At 59.0% G+C, this 17,223-nt stretch carries 18 protein-coding genes; 2 read left to right on the forward strand and 16 right to left on the reverse strand.

Going from position 1 to position 17,223, the window contains the following annotated elements:
• Positions 1-73 precede the first annotated feature (73 nt).
• From QMX84_RS17770 to QMX84_RS17825, 12 genes are all read right to left on the reverse strand, one after another.
• On the reverse strand, positions 74-859 hold the full coding sequence (locus QMX84_RS17770; RefSeq protein ID WP_153335564.1) for a TatD family hydrolase: 786 nt from the start codon (positions 857-859) through the stop codon (positions 74-76).
• A 32-nt stretch (positions 860-891) separates the two neighbouring features.
• On the reverse strand, positions 892-1,878 hold the full coding sequence (locus QMX84_RS17775) for a DNA polymerase III subunit delta' (RefSeq protein ID WP_282364420.1): 987 nt from the start codon (positions 1,876-1,878) through the stop codon (positions 892-894).
• Positions 1,871-2,503, reverse strand: coding sequence for a dTMP kinase (gene tmk, locus QMX84_RS17780; protein WP_282364421.1), 633 nt, complete (start codon positions 2,501-2,503; stop codon positions 1,871-1,873). The genes QMX84_RS17775 and tmk overlap by 8 nt, the downstream gene beginning before the upstream one ends.
• Positions 2,504-2,525: 22 nt before the next feature.
• Positions 2,526-3,647 (reverse strand): endolytic transglycosylase MltG, encoded by a 1,122-nt coding sequence (gene mltG, locus QMX84_RS17785; protein WP_282364422.1) that lies wholly within the window; start codon positions 3,645-3,647, stop codon positions 2,526-2,528.
• Positions 3,648-3,650: 3 nt separating this feature from the next.
• Complete coding sequence (gene pabC / locus QMX84_RS17790; RefSeq protein WP_282364423.1) at positions 3,651-4,469, reverse strand: aminodeoxychorismate lyase; 819 nt, start codon at positions 4,467-4,469, stop codon at positions 3,651-3,653.
• The gene (gene fabF / locus QMX84_RS17795) at positions 4,469-5,713 is read right to left on the reverse strand and encodes a beta-ketoacyl-ACP synthase II (RefSeq protein ID WP_262126781.1); all 1,245 of its coding nucleotides are present in this window, start codon (positions 5,711-5,713) and stop codon (positions 4,469-4,471) included. Before fabF ends, pabC begins: the two co-directional genes overlap by 1 nt.
• Positions 5,714-5,824: 111 nt before the next feature.
• Positions 5,825-6,061 carry an acyl carrier protein gene (acpP, locus tag QMX84_RS17800; protein WP_007987170.1) on the reverse strand — a complete coding sequence of 79 codons (237 nt, stop codon included), beginning with the start codon at positions 6,059-6,061 and terminating at the stop codon, positions 5,825-5,827.
• 191 nt (positions 6,062-6,252) lie between these two features.
• Positions 6,253-6,996: a 3-oxoacyl-ACP reductase FabG gene (gene fabG / locus QMX84_RS17805; protein ID WP_282364424.1), complete on the reverse strand. Its 744-nt coding sequence runs from the start codon at positions 6,994-6,996 to the stop codon at positions 6,253-6,255.
• Positions 6,997-7,018: 22 nt separating this feature from the next.
• Positions 7,019-7,957, reverse strand: a complete 939-nt coding sequence (gene fabD, locus QMX84_RS17810) for an ACP S-malonyltransferase (RefSeq protein ID WP_153335559.1) — start codon at positions 7,955-7,957, stop codon at positions 7,019-7,021.
• 126 nt (positions 7,958-8,083) lie between these two features.
• Complete coding sequence (gene plsX, locus QMX84_RS17815) at positions 8,084-9,094, reverse strand: phosphate acyltransferase PlsX (protein WP_262126782.1); 1,011 nt, start codon at positions 9,092-9,094, stop codon at positions 8,084-8,086.
• A gap of 4 nt (positions 9,095-9,098) precedes the next feature.
• On the reverse strand, positions 9,099-9,281 hold the full coding sequence (rpmF, locus tag QMX84_RS17820) for a 50S ribosomal protein L32 (RefSeq protein WP_008375086.1): 183 nt from the start codon (positions 9,279-9,281) through the stop codon (positions 9,099-9,101).
• Between the two features lie 13 nt (positions 9,282-9,294).
• A complete protein-coding gene (locus tag QMX84_RS17825; protein ID WP_048373990.1) occupies positions 9,295-9,822 on the reverse strand; it encodes a YceD family protein in 528 nt (175 codons plus the stop codon).
• A gap of 105 nt (positions 9,823-9,927) precedes the next feature.
• Between QMX84_RS17825 and QMX84_RS17830 the strand changes: the two genes are divergently transcribed.
• Complete coding sequence (locus QMX84_RS17830; RefSeq protein ID WP_282364425.1) at positions 9,928-10,506, forward strand: nucleoside triphosphate pyrophosphatase; 579 nt, start codon at positions 9,928-9,930, stop codon at positions 10,504-10,506.
• A gap of 137 nt (positions 10,507-10,643) precedes the next feature.
• On the opposite strand, the gene sppA is transcribed toward QMX84_RS17830, so the two are convergent.
• The 4 genes from sppA to QMX84_RS17850 are packed head-to-tail and all read right to left on the reverse strand — an operon-like array spanning position 10,644 to position 13,600.
• Complete coding sequence (gene sppA / locus QMX84_RS17835) at positions 10,644-11,633, reverse strand: signal peptide peptidase SppA (protein ID WP_282364426.1); 990 nt, start codon at positions 11,631-11,633, stop codon at positions 10,644-10,646.
• 20 nt (positions 11,634-11,653) lie between these two features.
• Positions 11,654-12,316 (reverse strand): HAD-IA family hydrolase, encoded by a 663-nt coding sequence (locus QMX84_RS17840; RefSeq protein ID WP_262126785.1) that lies wholly within the window; start codon positions 12,314-12,316, stop codon positions 11,654-11,656.
• A complete protein-coding gene (rluC, locus tag QMX84_RS17845) occupies positions 12,306-13,262 on the reverse strand; it encodes a 23S rRNA pseudouridine(955/2504/2580) synthase RluC (RefSeq protein ID WP_262126786.1) in 957 nt (318 codons plus the stop codon). The genes QMX84_RS17840 and rluC overlap by 11 nt, the downstream gene beginning before the upstream one ends.
• Positions 13,263-13,300: 38 nt before the next feature.
• Positions 13,301-13,600 (reverse strand): hypothetical protein, encoded by a 300-nt coding sequence (locus QMX84_RS17850; RefSeq protein WP_148070699.1) that lies wholly within the window; start codon positions 13,598-13,600, stop codon positions 13,301-13,303.
• A gap of 373 nt (positions 13,601-13,973) precedes the next feature.
• Here QMX84_RS17850 and rne point away from each other — a divergent pair, with 373 nt between their 5' ends.
• Positions 13,974-17,189: a ribonuclease E gene (rne, locus tag QMX84_RS17855; RefSeq protein WP_282364427.1), complete on the forward strand. Its 3,216-nt coding sequence runs from the start codon at positions 13,974-13,976 to the stop codon at positions 17,187-17,189.
• Positions 17,190-17,223: the final 34 nt, after the last annotated feature.

Here is a 17,223-nt window from a genome sequence, read left to right on the forward strand (position 1 = left end):
AGCTTGCCTCGCGATCTTTTGATTTTCCAAAAGATCGCGAGGCAAGCTCGCTCCTACAGGGGTATCGGCAGGTTTAAGCTTTGACGCGGGCCAGCGGGAACAGGCGTTTGAAGTTTTCGGTGGTCTGCTCGGCGAAGCGCTCGTAGGACTCACCGCGCAACATGGCCAGAAACTCAGCCACTTCACGCACGTATTGCGGCAGGTTCGGCTTGCCGCGATGGGGGATCGGCGCCAGGTAAGGCGAGTCGGTTTCGACCAGCAAGCGATCCGCTGGCACCTTGCTGGCAACATCGCGCAACGCATCGGCGTTGCGAAAGGTCACAATCCCCGACAACGAGATGTAATAACCCATGTCCAATGCCGCCTTGGCCATGTCCCAGTCTTCAGTGAAGCAGTGCAGCACACCTGCCTGGGGCAGTGCCGCCTCGCGCAGCATGGCCAGGGTGTCAGCGCGGGCGCCACGGGTGTGGATCACCACCGGCTTGCCGGTCTGCTGCGCCGCTTCCAGATGAACCCGAAACGACAGCTGTTGCAGCTCGGCCGCTTCAGGTTCGTAGTGGTAGTCCAGACCGGTTTCACCAATCGCCACCACCTGCGGGTGGTTCAATTCGCTCAGCAGCCAGCCCAATGCAGGCGCCGCCCCCGGCTGCACGTCCAGCGGATGCACGCCCACCGAGCAATCCACATCGGCATAACGCTCGGTCAGGGCTTTGACGTCTGCGGCGTTGTCGGCACTCACGCCAATGCACAGGAAATGCCCGACGCCCCGCTGGCGCGCAGCCTCAAGGGCGGCGTCCAGGGAACCGTCGTGAGCGTTCAGGTCAAGACGGTCAAGGTGGCAATGGGAGTCAACCAACATACAAAAATTACCTGCTCATCAAATCAATCAAATCAGCGCTGGCCGGGCAGGCTTGCCCATTGCACCAGTAGGGCTTCCAGCAGCAACACACGGTTGAGGTTGGCCTTGCCCAATACTTTTTGGCGCTGAGCAAGGATCCAGTCCTGAATAGTCAAGACTTTGTCCTGCGGGGTTTTCTGCGCCAGGTATTGCAGCACTTTGCGCATGTCTTCCAGCCCCAGGCCGGTTTCGTCCTCGGTCAACTGGTAACGCAAGATCAGGCTCGACCAATCGCAAAACCAGTCAAACAACAACAGCAAAGGAATGGCATTCCAGCCTTCAGCCAATTGGGTGGCAGAGGCTTCACGCTTGAGCAGCTTCTTGACCCCGTCCACGACCGCAGCCCGTTGCTCACGCACGCCTTGGGCCTGCAACTTGACCGCTGCCAACGGCGAGCCCGCGGCCAACGTTAACAGCTGCGACCGCTCGTCGCTGCTGCATTCCGGCAAGGCGCTGGCCAGCCATTGCTCGCTCATGGCGGCGCTGGGCAATGGGCAGGCTTGCTGCACGCAGCGGCTGCGAATGGTCGGCAACAAACGGCTCGACTGGTGGCTGACCAACAACAAAACCGTATTGCCGGACGGCTCTTCAAGGCTTTTGAGCAGCGCGTTGGCCGCATTGATGTTCATGGCCTCGACCGGCTCAACCAGCACCACTTTGCGCCCGCCCAATTGCGCGGTTTGCACCACAAAGCTGACCAGATCACGCACCTGGTCGACCTTGATTGGCTTGTCGGCTTCTTCTGGTTCAAGGATGTAGTTGTCGGGGTGGCTGCCAGCCGCCAGTAACAAGCAGGATTTGCACTGGCCGCAAGCATCAAGCCCAGCAGGCGATTGGCACAGCAGGCGCGCCATCAGGCGCTCAGCCAGCGCCCGCTTGCCGATGCCCGCTGGCCCGTGCAGCAGATACGCGTGGGCATGCTGTTCACGCCCCGCCAGCTGCTGCCACAGACTGTCCTGCCATGGATAAGCCTCAGCCACGGCACACATCCAGCACGTGCGGCAACAAGCGATCAAGTTGCCCCTGCACATTTTCCAGTGATTGCGCGGCATCGATCAGCCGGTAGCGCTCGGGCGCGGCCTGCGCACGGGCAAGGTAGGTGCTGCGCACCGCATCAAAGAAGGTACGACCTTCCTGTTCGAAGCGGTCCAGCCGACCACGGGCGCTGGCGCGGGCCATGCCCACTTCAATCGGCAGGTCAAAGACCAGGGTCAGGTCTGGGCGCAAAGTGCCTTGAACGAAGGCTTCCAGGGTCGCAATGCGCTCCTGTGACAAACCACGGCCGCCGCCCTGATACGCGTAAGTGGCATCGGTAAAGCGATCGCACAGCACCACGGCGCCCCGCGCCAGTGCCGGGCGAATCACTTCGGCCAAATGCTGGGCACGGGCGGCAAACACCAGCAGCAGCTCAGTGTCGGCACACATGGCTTCATCGCTGGGCGCCAGCAGCAACTCGCGAATCTTTTCAGCCAGCGGCGTGCCGCCGGGTTCGCGGGTTAAAACCACGTCGATACCCGCTTCGCGCAGACGCTCCGCCAGGTATTCGCGGTTGGTGCTCTTGCCCGCGCCTTCGGGGCCTTCCAGGGTAATAAACAGGCCAGTCACAGGCAGCTTTCCTTAATCAATGTCATTGCGGGCTTGGCGCTGGTTGCTCAGCGGGTGCCGGTTCGACGGCAGGCGCCGGGTCAGCGGCCGGTTCTGCCGCAGGCGCCGGCACGGGTACAGGGCTCGAGCGGTAGTCAGCACGGCGTTTGATCTGGTATTCGCGCACTGCATTGTTGTGCGCATCCAAATTGTCAGAAAACGTATGGCTGCCATCGCCCTTGGCCACAAAGTACAGGCTGCTGCCCGCCACCGGATGCAAGGCGGCATTAATCGCTTCGCGGCCGACCATGGCAATCGGTGTAGGCGGCATGCCGGGAATCGTGTAGGTGTTATACGGCGTCGGCTCGCGCAAATGGGCGCGGGTCAGTTTGCCGTTGTAACGCTCACCGAGGCCGTAGATCACGGTCGGGTCGGTTTGCAGCGGCATGCCGATTTTCATTCGGCGCACAAAGACCCCGGCAATTTGCCCGCGCTCTTGCGGCACACCGGTTTCTTTTTCAATCAGCGAGGCCATGATCAACGCTTTGTAGGGATCGTCATAGGGCAAGTCGGCGTCGCGTTTTTCCCACTCCTGCGCCAAGACTTTCTCGAGGCGGTCATAGGCTTTTTCGAGCAACTGAGCGTCCGTCATGCCACGCACAAAGCGATAGGTGTCCGGGAAGAACCGGCCTTCGGGAAATTCTCCCGGGTGTCCGAGCTTGGCCATGACTTCGCTGTCGCTCAGGCCGTCGAGGGTCTGCTCGATTTTTTCATGCTTGGCCAAGGCGCTGCGTACTTGGCGGAAGTTCCAGCCTTCGACCAGGGTCAGGCTGTATTGCACCACTTCGCCCCGCTGCCATAGACCAATCAGGTCTTGCGCAGTCATGCCCGGCGTCATGCGGTACTCGCCGCTGTGCAAAGGCTGGCCCGCCATATTGAAGCGCCAGTACAAACGCAGCCAGAACGCATCCTGCAGCGTTTTGTCCGCTTCAAGTCGGTTAAAGGTGCCGGTCGGGGTAGCGCCCGCCGGTACGTCAAGCAGTTGCTCTTGCGTCAGGTTCAGTGGCTGTTCCAGCGCCGAGTCGAGCTTCCAGGCGCTTGCGCCCAGCAGTAAGCCCGCCAGCACCAGACCCATCTCCAGCAGCACCAAGAATTTGCGTTTCACGTATCAAACATCCAGTAAGGTGCGAGCAATGCCTTGCAGTTTACGGGTGAGTGGCCCCACCGGCCAGCTCAGGTCTGCAAACGCGCGCACGGGCCAAATGCCATACACGCTGTTGCAGAGGAAGACTTCATCGGCCTGCTGCAACTGGGCAAGGCTGATGTCAGTGATTTGGCACGGGATGGCCAGTTGTTCAGCGTGCGCCAACAAAGCGACACGCATCACGCCGGCCACACCGCAACGCTGCAGGTCGGCGGTGATCAAGCCGCCGTCGCGGACTAAAAACAGGTTGCTGAACACCCCTTCAATCACTCGCCCCGACGTATCGCGCATCAACCCCTCGGCATAGGCCGGGTCTTGCCATTCGGAGCGCGCAATCACCTGTTCGAGGCGATTAAGGTGTTTGAGCCCCGCCAACAGCGGCTGCTCAGCTAAACGGGTGGCGCAGTCAAACAGCTGAACCCCGTGTGCCCCATAGGCTTCAGGGTAAGCAGCGGCAGGGCTGGCTTGCAGAATTCGTCGAGGTTGAGCCTCGGCAGTGAAGCTGTAACCGCGCAGGCTGTCGCCGCGGGTCAGGATGAGCTTGAGGACGCCCTCGCCCATCGCTTGCGCATAGGCCAGCAATTCGCTGCGGATCAAAGTGTGATCCGCAGCCATCGCCAAACGGGAACAGCCGTGCGCCAGACGCTGCAAGTGCAGGTCCAGCAGCAACGGCCGGCCAGCCTTGACCGCGATGGTCTCAAACAGACCATCGCCGTAGGCCAGCCCACGGTCTTTCAGCGACGCCAGAGCGCTCGCCGGCTGACCGTCGACCCAGCTTTGCATCAGTCGGCGTACCGGCGGAACACCAGCGAGCCGTTGGTGCCACCAAAACCGAAGGAGTTGGACAGCACGACGTCGATCGGCATTTCGCGCGCGGTGTGCGCGACAAAATCCAGGTCACAGCCTTCATCAGGCTCGTCGAGGTTGATGGTCGGCGGCGCCACCTGGCTGTTGATTGCCAGTACGCTGAAGATCGCCTCAACCGCGCCTGCTGCACCCAGCAAGTGACCGGTCATCGACTTGGTCGAGCTCACCGCCAGGTTGTAGGCGTGGTCGCCAAACACCGACTTGATGGCCGACACTTCTGCCAGGTCGCCAGCAGGCGTCGAGGTGCCGTGGGCGTTGATGTACTGCACTTGGTCAACGTTCACATTGGCATCGCGCAAGGCATTGGTGATGCAACGCGCAGCGCCCGCTCCGTCAGCCGGTGGCGAGGTCATGTGGAACGCATCGCCGCTCATGCCAAAACCAATCAGTTCGGCATAGATGGTCGCGCCACGCGCCTTGGCGTGCTCCAGCTCTTCGAGGACCAGCGCACCGGCACCGTCAGACAGTACAAAGCCATCACGGCCTTTGTCCCACGGACGGCTCGCCCGCGTTGGGTCGTCGTTACGGGTCGACAGCGCACGGGAAGCACCAAAGCCGCCCATGCCCAGACCGCAGGCGGCCATTTCGGCACCACCGGCAATCATCACGTCAGCTTCGCCGTAGGCAATGTTGCGTGCAGCCATGCCGATGCAGTGTGTACCTGTGGTACACGCCGTCGACACAGCGTAGTTAGGTCCCTGTGTACCCAAGTGGATAGACAGAAAACCGGAAATCATATTGATGATCGAACCCGGCACAAAAAACGGAGAAATCCGTCGCGGGCCTTGATCATGCAAGGTACGGCTGGTTTCTTCGATATTGGTCAAACCGCCAATACCCGACCCCATCGCCACACCAATACGTTCGCGATTGGCATCGGTGACTTCAAGCCCGGCGTTACGCACCGCCTGAAAGCCAGCTGCCAAACCGTACTGAATAAACAGGTCAAGTTTGCGGGCCTCTTTGACGGAGAGGTAATCCTCAACGTTAAAGCCCTGTACCGAGCCGCCAAAACGGGTGGAATAGGCAGAAAGATCCGTGTGTTCGATCAGACCAATGCCACTTCGGCCTGCCAGAATGCCTTGCCAGGTGCTTGGTACATCGGCACCCAGTGGCGACAACATCCCCATACCGGTGACTACGACGCGTCTACGCGACACAGCACTCTCCTTTATTCTATTGACGACACTTTGCATCACACCTAAAGAAAAAACCGCACGCCAGAGCGGCAGTGCGGTTTTTCCATGACAGCGCGCAGCGATTACAAACTATTACGCCTGGTGGGCAGTAACGTAATCGATAGCGGCTTGTACAGTAGTGATCTTTTCAGCTTCTTCGTCAGGAATCTCAGTCTCGAATTCCTCTTCCAGAGCCATCACAAGCTCAACGGTGTCAAGGGAGTCGGCGCCCAGGTCTTCAACGAAGGAAGCAGTGTTAACCACTTCTTCTTCTTTAACGCCCAGTTGCTCGGCAACGATTTTCTTGACGCGTTCTTCGATGGTGCTCATACCTTGTTTTCACTCCTAATGGACAAATTCAGGCAGCTGGCCAGTGGGCAAGTGTATCGAAAGGCTTTTCAGTTTTTCAACTGAAAGCTTTGTACTCACCCATCATTCACCGGCCACCTATAAATAGATTGCAGCTTTATAACGGATTTTAGACAGCTCGTATGACATTTTTTTGAAGCAATCCGTCACATTTAACTCATGTACATCCCGCCGTTGACCGGAATTGTAGCTCCAGTCACGTAGGCTGCACCGTCAGAAGCCAGGAAAGCGACCACATTTGCGATCTCTTGAGCCTGGCCCAAACGGCCCAGCGGAATCTGCGTCAGCAAGGCTTCGCGCTGTGCTTCTGGCAGTTCACGGGTCATATCGGTGTCGATGAACCCTGGTGCTACCGAGTTGACAGTGATCGAGCGCGAGCCCACTTCACGTGCCAATGCACGGCTAAAACCTTCAAGGCCTGCCTTGGCGGCGGCATAGTTTACTTGGCCTGCGTTGCCCATGGCACCCACAACCGAACCAATACTGATAATTCGCCCCCAACGGGCCTTGGTCATGCCGCGCAAAACGCCCTTGGACAAGCGGAACAGACTGTTCAGGTTGGTATCGACAACATCATGCCACTCGTCATCTTTCATGCGCATCATCAGGTTATCGCGGGTGATGCCGGCATTATTGACCAAAATGGCCGGCGCCCCGAATTGCTCCTGAATGCTCGCCAACACTGCAGCAACGGATTCGTCGCTGGTGACATTGAGTTCCATGCCAGTGCCTTGAACACCGTTTTCTTTCAGGGTGGCAGCAATACGCTCGGCACCGGAAGCCGAAGTCGCGGTGCCGATGATCACGGCGCCCTGACGACCCAACTCCAACGCGATAGCCTGACCAATGCCACGGCTAGCGCCCGTTACCAGTGCAACTTTACCTTGCAAGCTCATGCAGGCTTCTCCTAATTCAGATTCAGACCAGCGCTGCACGAGCGGCAGCGAAGGCATCCGGGGTGTTCAAATTGTGCGTCGTCACGCCTTCAGCGCAACGCTTGCTGATGCCCACCAGGACTTTGCCCGGGCCGCATTCAACCAAATCAACCGGGCCGTTGGCCGCCAGCGTCTGAACCGACTCGACCCAACGTACTGGCTTGTACAGTTGCTCAAGCAGATCGCGCTTGAGGGTGGCCAGATCCGGGGCGATCGCCGCACTGACGTTTTGTACCAGCTTGATTTGCGGCGCCTGCCAGTCAATCGCTTCGATAGACTCAGCAAAACGCTCAGCCGCAGGTCGCATCAGCTCGCAGTGCGAAGGCACGCTCACCGGCAACGGCAAGGCGCGCTTGGCGCCAGCAGCTTTGCACAGCTCCATGGCACGCTCAACAGCCGCTTTGGCACCGGCGATAACCACCTGGCCCGGCGAGTTGAAATTCACCGCGCTAACCACTTCGCCCTGCGCCGCTTCAGCACACGCATTGATAACCACAGCGTCGTCCAGCCCCAGAATCGCCGCCATGGCGCCCTGACCGGCCGGTACGGCTTCCTGCATCAGGCGACCACGGCGCTCAACCAGCTTCACGGCATCCGCGAGGCTCAGGCAGCCCGCCGCAACCAGTGCGCTGTACTCGCCCAGGCTATGGCCTGCAACAAAGTCAGGACGCTTGCCACCTTCGGCCAGCCACAGACGCCACAAGGCGATAGAGGCCGTCAGGATTGCAGGCTGAGTAATGTCGGTTTGGTTGAGCTGCTCAGCAGGACCGTTCTGGGTCAACGCCCACAGGTCATACCCTAGAGCGTCAGACGCTTCTTTAAATGTTTCCAGGACCAGCGGATGTGCCGCGCCCAGCTCGGCCAACATGCCGAGGGACTGCGAACCCTGCCCTGGAAAGACGAATGCGAGGGATGTAGACATGTAACAAGCCCCTAATGATCTTGTCGTCGGTGAATTGACGTCGCGCAGTGGCAGACGCAAGAAACTGACAGTTGGATGGCTGTTTCGACTGAGCGGTCACATTTAAGCACTCGCCCAACAAAACGCCTACGATAACAACCCTTCAAGACGTCCATGCAAACGCTTTGGCAGGTCTTCATGGATTTCAATCAATGCGCGCTCTATCGCACTTTGAAAGCCCTGAGCACCTGCCGAACCGTGACTCTTGATCACAATGCCCTGCAACCCCAAAAAGCTCGCCCCGTTATGCCGGGCGGGCGCCAGATCTGCTTGCAGGCGACGCATCAACGGCAATGCCAACGCCCCCACACAGCGACTGAACAACGTGCGTTTGAACACCGCCTCAAGCCGACTCGAAATCATCGTCGCCAGGCCTTCGCTGGACTTGAGCAATATATTGCCGACAAATCCATCGCACACCACCACATCTGCTTCGCCGCGGTACACCCCATCGCCCTCTACATAACCGATGTAGTGCAACCCCGAGGCCGCCTGCAACAAAGCCGCTGCCTCCTTGACCTGCTGATTGCCCTTGACGTCTTCAGTGCCAATATTGAGCAAGGCAACACGGGGCCGGGCAATGCCTAACGCCTGCGCCGCCACCGAACCCATCAGCGCAAACTGAAACAACTGCTCAGCGGTGCAATCGACATTGGCCCCCAGATCCAGTACCTGGCAATAACCGGTCTGGGTTGGAACTGCCGCTACCATCGCCGGGCGATCAATGCCAGGCAAGGTCTTGAGCACATGCCGGGACAACGCCATCAGCGCACCGGTGTTGCCGGAGCTCACACACGCCTGGACCTTGCCATCACGCAACAACTCAAGAGCCACCCGCATCGAGGAATCCGGCTTGCTGCGCAACGCGTGCGAAGGCCGCTCACTCATGGAGATCACTTCAGAGGCTGGGGTAATGGTCAGGCGCGAGCGATCCACAGCCGAATGGCTACTGATCAATTCTTCAAGCAGGGAGGGTTGACCAACGAGGGTCAGATGCAGCGAGGGCGTAGCAGACAGGCAAGCAATGCAAGCCTGAACAATGCTGCGGGGACCGAAGTCCCCGCCCATTGCGTCGATCGCGATGACCTGAACGGACAAGTGATTACTCGTCAGCGCCCTTGTCGATCACTTTACGACCACGGTATACGCCTTCTGGCGATACGTGGTGACGCAGGTGAACTTCACCAGTGGTTTTTTCTACAGACAGAGTGCTAGCCGAAAGAGCATCGTGCGAACGACGCATGTCACGGGCAGAGCGGGATTTTTTGTTCTGCTGAACAGCCATAATTGATTAACTCCTAAACGTTTGGGTCACGCTTTAACTGCGCCAATACACTGAACGGGTTGGACCGCGTTACCTCGTCCTCGGCTGGTTCGGGCTCGTCGAGACCCGCCGGCTGCTGGCATTCTTCCGGATGATGAGCAGGCACGATAGGCAAGGCGAGCAGAAGCTCTTCTTCTATCAATGCATGCAGATCCAAAGGATCTTCGCCCAGTTCCAGCACGTCATAACCTTTCGGTAACGACTGGGTATTCGCACCCTCTTTCACCACGGCATAACTGCATTCGCTGTGGATCGGCAGGGTGACCAGCTCAAGACAACGCTGGCAAACCATTTTGACCTCGACATCGATGGAGCTGTGGATTACCACAGATCTTCGCTCGTCGCGCTCAAAAACAAATTTAGCCTGGACCACACCGACATCGTCGGCGAGAGGGTCGCAGAGTCTCTCCAAATCAGCCAGCAGCACTTCACCTTCAAGGGTAGTGCCGCGATCAGCTAATTTGCGCGGGTCAACGTGAGATGGAATCGGGTCATTCAACATAGGCGCAGCATTCTAGGGACGAGCCCCTCACGTGTCAAAGGAAATTGTGCCTGTGCGACAACCGATACTCTCGTTAGAATTCCTGGCCGCCTACAGGAGTCGCGCATGTTACCTCTATTACTCGCTTCAAGCTCGGTTTATCGTCGCGATTTACTGTCGCGCCTGCGCCTGCCCTTCACCTGCAGCTCACCCGACATCGACGAGAGCCATCGCCCCGGCGAGTCCGCCCTGCAGCTGGTCCAGCGCCTGTCCCTGGAAAAGGCCCAAGTCCTTGCCGCCAGCCATCCGGCGCACCTGATTATCGGCTCTGATCAAGTCGCGGTACTCAATGGTCAGATCATCGGCAAACCTCACACCTTCGACAAGGCTCGCCAGCAATTGCTGAACGCCAGCGGCGCCAGCGTGAGCTTTCTGACCGGCCTGACCCTGCTCAACAGCCAGACCGGGCATTACCAGACCGACTGCGTACCGTTTACCGTGCACATGCGCCACTTGAACGCCGAACAGATAGAACGCTACCTGCACGCCGAAGAACCCTACGACTGCGCCGGCAGCTTTAAAGCCGAAGGCCTGGGCGTGAGCCTGTTCCAGCGCACCGAAGGCGATGACGCCACCAGCCTGGTCGGCCTGCCATTGATACGCCTGGTCGACATGCTGCTGGCGCAAGGCGTCGCCCTACCTTGACCAACTGAAACTGTAGGAGCGAGCTTGCCTCGCGATCTTTTAAAAGATCAAAAGATCGCGAGCAAGCTCGCTCCTACCGACCGATTTTCAGCCATAAAAAAACCGGCCATTCAGGCCGGTTTTTTGGTGCTTAACGATCAGCGCAGTGTCGGGCCTTGAAAACCCATCCACATGGCCAGCTTCTCAGCCACGCCGGCACCCAGCTTTTTCGAGAAGCGGTCAAGCGCCGATTCTTGCACAGTGAAGTCGACCAGCTCTTTTTCACCGATCACATCACGCGCCACCGAGCTGGCGCTGCCCAGGCCGTCGATCAGACCCAGTGGCAAGGCTTGCTGCCCGGTCCAGACCAGACCAGAGAACAACTCCGGGTGATCTTTGTCTTTCAGGCGATCGCCACGCCCTTGCTTGACGCTGGCAATGAACTGCTCATGGGTAACGTTCAGCACACCCTGCCAAAACTTGGTTTCATCCGGTTTTTCAGGCTCAAACGGGTCAAGAAAAGCCTTGTGCTCACCCGAGGTGTAGGCACGACGCTGAACCCCCAGCTTTTCCATGGCTCCGACAAAGCCGAAACCTGCCGCCGTCACACCGATCGAACCCACCAGGCTCGCCTTGTCGGCATAAATCTCATCGGCCGCACTGGCAATGTAATACGCACCCGAAGCACCCAGATCAGAGATCACCGCATACACCTTGGTGTCCGGGTGCAGGCCACGCAGACGACGTATTTCGTCGTACACATAACCCGACTGCACCGGGCTGCCGCCAGGGCTGTTAATGCGCAGTACCACACCTTTGACCTTGGGATCATCAAATGCAGCGCGCAAGCTGGTGATCAGGTTATCGGCACTGGCAGCTTCTTTGTCCGCAATCACGCCCTGCACATCAATCAGCGCGGTATAACCGGCGCCCTTGGTTGCACTGCGCTCCATGTCCATCAACGGGGTAAACAAAAACAGTATCGCGATCAGGTACAAGAAGGTCAGCGACTTGAAAAAGATGCCCCAGCGGCGCGCACGACGCTGCTCCTGCACACCCGCCAACAAAGTCTTTTCCAGCAGCTTCCAGCTTTTATCATCACCGACTGTCGGCTCGCCTTCAGCAGGCGCCTTCCATTGATCAACCATGCTCTACCCCTGCAAAGACTTTATTTAACCTGCCGACCCAGCCAGGTACGCAATTCGGGAAATTTATCAATTGCCAAGCGCGGCTCAAACGTCAGCAAACGCTCCACTGGCTGAGCACCATAGCTCACCGCAACCGAGTCGATACCAGCGTTGCGCGCCATCAGCAGGTCAAAGGACGCATCCCCGACCATCAACGCCTGGCTCGGCGGCACGTCGCAATGGGCGAGGATCTGATTGAGCATCAATGGGTTCGGCTTGCTGGCGGTTTCGTCTGCAGCGCGGGTGACGTCGAAAAAGCGCTCCCAGCCATGCACCTTCAGCACACGATCAAGCCCGCGACGCGCCTTGCCCGTCGCAACGGCCAAACGGTAGCCATCCGCCCGGAACGCCTCAAGGGTGTCAGCCACCCCCGCAAACAATGGCGAAGGCTGCTCATCCATGGCGATATAGACATCAGCGTAATGCTGACGAAAAACAACCACTTCTGGCTCAGCCATGTCCGGATAAAGCGTCAGGATGGCCTCGGGCAAACCCAAGCCGATAATCCCGCGAATGGACGCTTCATCACGCTCAGGACGACCTGTGCGCTGCGCGGCGACTCGCATCGCCGTGACAATCCGCCCCACGGAATCAGCCAGCGTGCCATCCCAATCGAAGATCAGCAGCTTGTACTCACTCAGCACTCAGACGCTCCACTGTTTTGGCCCACATGTCGTCAACCGGAGCCTGCAACTTCAACTCGCCACCGTCCGGCAGCGGCACGGTCAGCATGTAGGCATGCAAGAACAAACGCTTGCCGCCCAGATCACGAATTTCTTTGGAGAAGTCTTCATCGCCGTACTTGCTGTCACCGGCAATGCAATGGCCCGCATGCAGCGTGTGCACGCGAATCTGGTGGGTACGCCCGGTGATCGGCTTGGCCTCGACCATGGTGGCAAAGTCGCCGAAACGGCGCAGCACCTTGAACACGGTCACCGATTCCTTGCCCTCCTCGTTCACCTCAACCATGCGCTCGCCCGAACGCAGGTTGCTCTTCATCAGCGGCGCACGCACCTGCTTGATCGAGGTTTCCCAGCGCCCACGCACCAGCGCCATATAGCGTTTGTCGATACCGTCACCGCGCAAAGCTTCGTGCAAATGGCGCAACATACTGCGCTTTTTCGCAATCATCAGCAGGCCGGAAGTATCACGGTCCAGGCGATGCACAAGCTCAAGCTCTTTGATTTCCGGACGCAACTGACGAAAGGCTTCAATCACGCCAAATGTCAAACCGCTGCCGCCGTGCACCGCGATACCGGCGGGTTTATTGAGCACAATCAGCGCCTTGTCTTCGTAGACAATGGCCGCTTCAAGGCGCTGCAACAAACCTTGCGCCACGGGCACCGGCTCATCGCGCTCAGGCACGCGAACGGGTGGCACGCGCACAATATCGCCCGCCTGCAGCTTGTACTCAGGCTTGATCCGGCCCTTGTTCACGCGCACTTCGCCTTTACGCAAAATGCGGTAAATCAAGGTCTTGGGAACACCCTTGAGCCGTGCGAGGAGGAAATTGTCGATGCGTTGGCCGGCATATTCCGGCGTGACCTCAAGCAGCTGAACGCTGGGGGTCGGGGGGGTAGTCGTCGTCATGGCGCGGATGATAACAATTTTTTATGGAATTGAAGCACTTAATCATTACTGCTATAGTCGCGAACGCCGCCAAAAGCGGCCTGGACAGCGGTATAACGGTGAATAACCGACCCTGACCAACGCTCTTCACGAGGACGGAAGGCCGTCCTACGGGGCTTTTGCTGCATACGGAACACTTGGAGTTGTAACAAGCGCAGGTGACATGAGGCCTGAAGCGAGCCTGGAAAGCAGAGTGCAAACTCGCCTTTTACGCCGATATTCACGGCCAGTTCACAAAGTGCAGTCAGCTTCGGGTTTTTCGAGCGATTGTTTCGGAAACCATCGCCTTTATTAGCCATGATGCGTGAACTCCCCTTTTGGAGAACACGGTAAATGCCAACCCGCTGCGGATTCTGCGCGCGGCAGCACCCGAATTATCAAGGATACGTGTAGGGTGGAGATGCACAACCGCCGGACTGTGTAGCAATAGGCTTTATCAAGACGCTTCATCTCGTCCACAGCCGCTGGTTGATTCCTCCTCCTGACTGAGTGCTTATTAAGTCACCACAGCAAGCAGGAAGCGTAAGTCGCGACTTCGCCCCCATTGGTCGAACCTCGCTGGACACTGGAGTGGCCAACTACTCCTGACGCACCTGACACCGACCATGAGAAGTCGTGTGTGCCGAACGCCGTTTCCGGTAGCCCGGAAACCGACGGTACAACATGAAAAGAATGCTGATTAACGCAACTCAACCCGAAGAGTTGCGCGTTGCACTGGTAGATGGCCAACGCCTCTACGACCTGGACATTGAGTCCGGTGCCCGCGAGCAAAAGAAAGCCAACATTTATAAAGGCCGTATTACTCGCATCGAACCCAGCCTTGAGGCTGCCTTTGTCGATTTCGGCTCTGAGCGCCACGGCTTCCTGCCCCTTAAAGAAATCTCCCGCGAGTACTTCAAGAAAGCTCCTGAAGGCCGCGTAAATATCAAGGACGTCCTGAGCGAAGGCCAGGAAGTTATCGTGCAAGTCGAAAAAGAAGAACGTGGCAACAAGGGCGCAGCCCTGACCACGTTCATCAGCCTCGCTGGCCGCTACCTGGTCCTGATGCCGAACAACCCGCGTGCTGGCGGTATTTCCCGTCGCATCGAAGGCGAAGAGCGCAACGAACTGCGCGAAGCCCTGAACGGCCTGATCGCCCCTGCCGACATGGGCTTGATCGTGCGCACTGCAGGCCTGGGCCGCAGCAGCGAAGAAATGCAGTGGGACCTCGATTACCTGCTGCAACTGTGGACCGCCATCAAAGAAGCTTCGCTGGATCGCTCCGCGCCGTTCCTGATCTACCAGGAAAGCAACGTCATCATCCGCGCCATCCGCGACTACCTGCGCCAGGACATCGGCGAAGTGCTGATCGACAGCGTTGAAGCCCAGGACGAAGCCCTGACTTTCATTCGCCAGGTGATGCCGCAGTACGCCAGCAAAATCAAACTCTACGAAGACAGCGTTCCGCTGTTCAATCGTTTCCAGATCGAAAGCCAGATCGAGACCGCTTTCCAGCGCGTCGTTGAACTGCCTTCCGGCGGCTCCATCGTTATCGACCCGACCGAAGCCCTGGTGTCCATCGACATCAACTCGGCACGCGCCACCAAAGGCAGCGATATCGAAGAAACCGCCCTGCAAACCAACCTTGAAGCGGCCGAAGAAATCGCCCGTCAGTTGCGCCTGCGCGACATCGGCGGCCTGATCGTCATCGACTTCATCGACATGACCCCAGCCAAAAACCAGCGCGCCGTGGAAGAAAAAGTCCGCGAGTGCCTGGAAGCCGACCGCGCCCGCGTACAAGTAGGCCGCATCTCGCGCTTTGGCTTGCTGGAAATGTCCCGTCAGCGCCTGCGTCCATCCCTGGGCGAAAGCAGCGGCATTGTCTGCCCGCGTTGCAACGGCACCGGCATCATCCGTGATGTTGAGTCGCTGTCGCTGGCCATCCTGCGCCTGATCGAAGAAGAAGCCCTGAAAGACCGCACTGCCGAAGTTCGCGCCCAGGTGCCGATCCCGGTGGCAGCGTTCCTGCTCAACGAAAAACGCAACTCGATCACCAAGATCGAACTGCGCACCCGCGCACGCATCATCATCCTGCCGAACGATCACCTCGAAACGCCGCACTTCGAAGTTCAGCGCCTGCGTGATGACAGCCCGGAAGCCAACAACAACCAGTCCAGCTACGAAATTGCTGCCGCTGCCGCCGAAGTGGAAGAAGTCCAGCCAGCCGCTGCGACCCGCACCCTGGTTCGTCAGGAAGCTGCTGTTAAAACTGCACCGGCCCGCGCCTCGGCTCCGGTCCCGACCGAAGTGGCCGCACCGGTTGCCGCACCAGCACCAAAAGCCGCCGAGCCAAGCCTGTTCAAAGGCCTGGTGAAGTCGCTGGTTAACCTGTTCGCCGCCAAGGAAGAGCCTGCTGCACCTGCCGTGGTTGAAAAACCGGCGGCTACCGAGCGCCCTGCGCGCAACGAAGAACGTCGCAATGGCCGCCAGCAAAACCGTAACCGCAACGGTCGCCGTGACGAAGAGCGCAAGCCACGTGAAGAGCGTGCTCCGCGCGAAGAACGCGCCCCTCGTGAAGAACGCGCCCCGCGCGAACTTCGTGAGCCGCGTGAAGAAGCCCCAACCGTAACCACCGCTCGCGAAGAGCGTGCACCGCGTCCGCCACGTGAAGAGCGCGCACCTCGCCCACCACGCGAAGAACGCAAGCCACGCGGCGAGCGTGAAGAGCGCGTTCGCGAACTGCGCGAGCCTCTGGACGCTGCCCCGGCAGTGGCTGCAGCTGCTGCCGTTGTCGCGACCGAAGAAGAACGTCCGGCCCGTGCGCCGCGCGAAGAGCGTCAACCTCGCGCACCACGTGAAGAACGTGCACCACGCGAAACCCAGGCTCCAGCACCTGTTGTTGAAGACGAAGAAGTCGCGACCCACGAAGAGCAGGCGCAGGACGACAACCAGGACAACAACGAGGGTGATCGCCCACGTCGTCGCTCCCGTGGTCAGCGTCGTCGCAGCAACCGTCGTGAACGTCAACGCGATGCCAACGGCAACGTAATCGAAGGTTCGGAAGAAAACAGCGAAGAAGCCACCGCCGAAAACGCTGCTGCCGCACCTCAAGTCGCTGCCGAGCACGTCGCTGAACAACAAGCCGCTCACACCCAGGCCATCAGCGCTCCTGCTGAAGCCCAGGCCAACGAGCAAGCAGAACGGGCTACCCAAGCCATTCAGGAATCGGCACCTGCCGAAACCGTGGCAGCGGTAGAAGCGCAAACCACTGAAGTGGCCATCGTGCCAACCCCAGCGGTTGAAGCGCCGGTTGTCGAAACACCAGTGGTTGAAGCTCCGGTTGTTGAAACAACTACTCCGGTTGAAGCGATCAAGGCACCAGAAGTTGAAGTGCCAGCAGTGCAGGCTGAACCTGAAGTCAAGGCAGTTGCCGAGCCTGCTCCGGTTGTCGAAACACCGGTCATTGCCGCGCCAGAGCCTGTGGTTGAGGCCGTCGTCGAAGCCCCGGCAGTAGAAGCGCCACGCGAAGAAGCGCCGGTGATCGAGACGCCAGTCGTCGAGAAAGCGCCTGAGCACGCCAAGGAAGCCCGTGTTGTCCGCGAGCCAATTGCCGAGCCTGCCATTGTCGAGACAGCTCCAGCGCCAGTCGCTGAACCAGTCGCTGAAGTGGTTGTGGCTGAAGCGGCTGTCGTCGAGACAGCCGTTGTGGCCCAACCGGCTCCGGTTGAAGTGGTCGAAACCACTGAAGTGGTTGAAGTTGTGGTAACAGCGCCGGTTGTCAGTGCACCGAGCAACGGTCGTGCACCTAACGACCCGCGTGAAGTACGCCGCCGCAAGCGTGAAGCTGAAGCAGCCGCCGCGAAAGCAGCAGCCACGGAACAGGAACACGAGTCTAAACCCCTCGCCTAATTCCGTCGGCCACTAAAAAGCCCCGCCAGTTCTG

It is taken from the genome of Pseudomonas sp. PS01297, assembly GCF_029959305.1.
Lineage (GTDB): Bacteria > Pseudomonadota > Gammaproteobacteria > Pseudomonadales > Pseudomonadaceae > Aquipseudomonas > Aquipseudomonas helleri.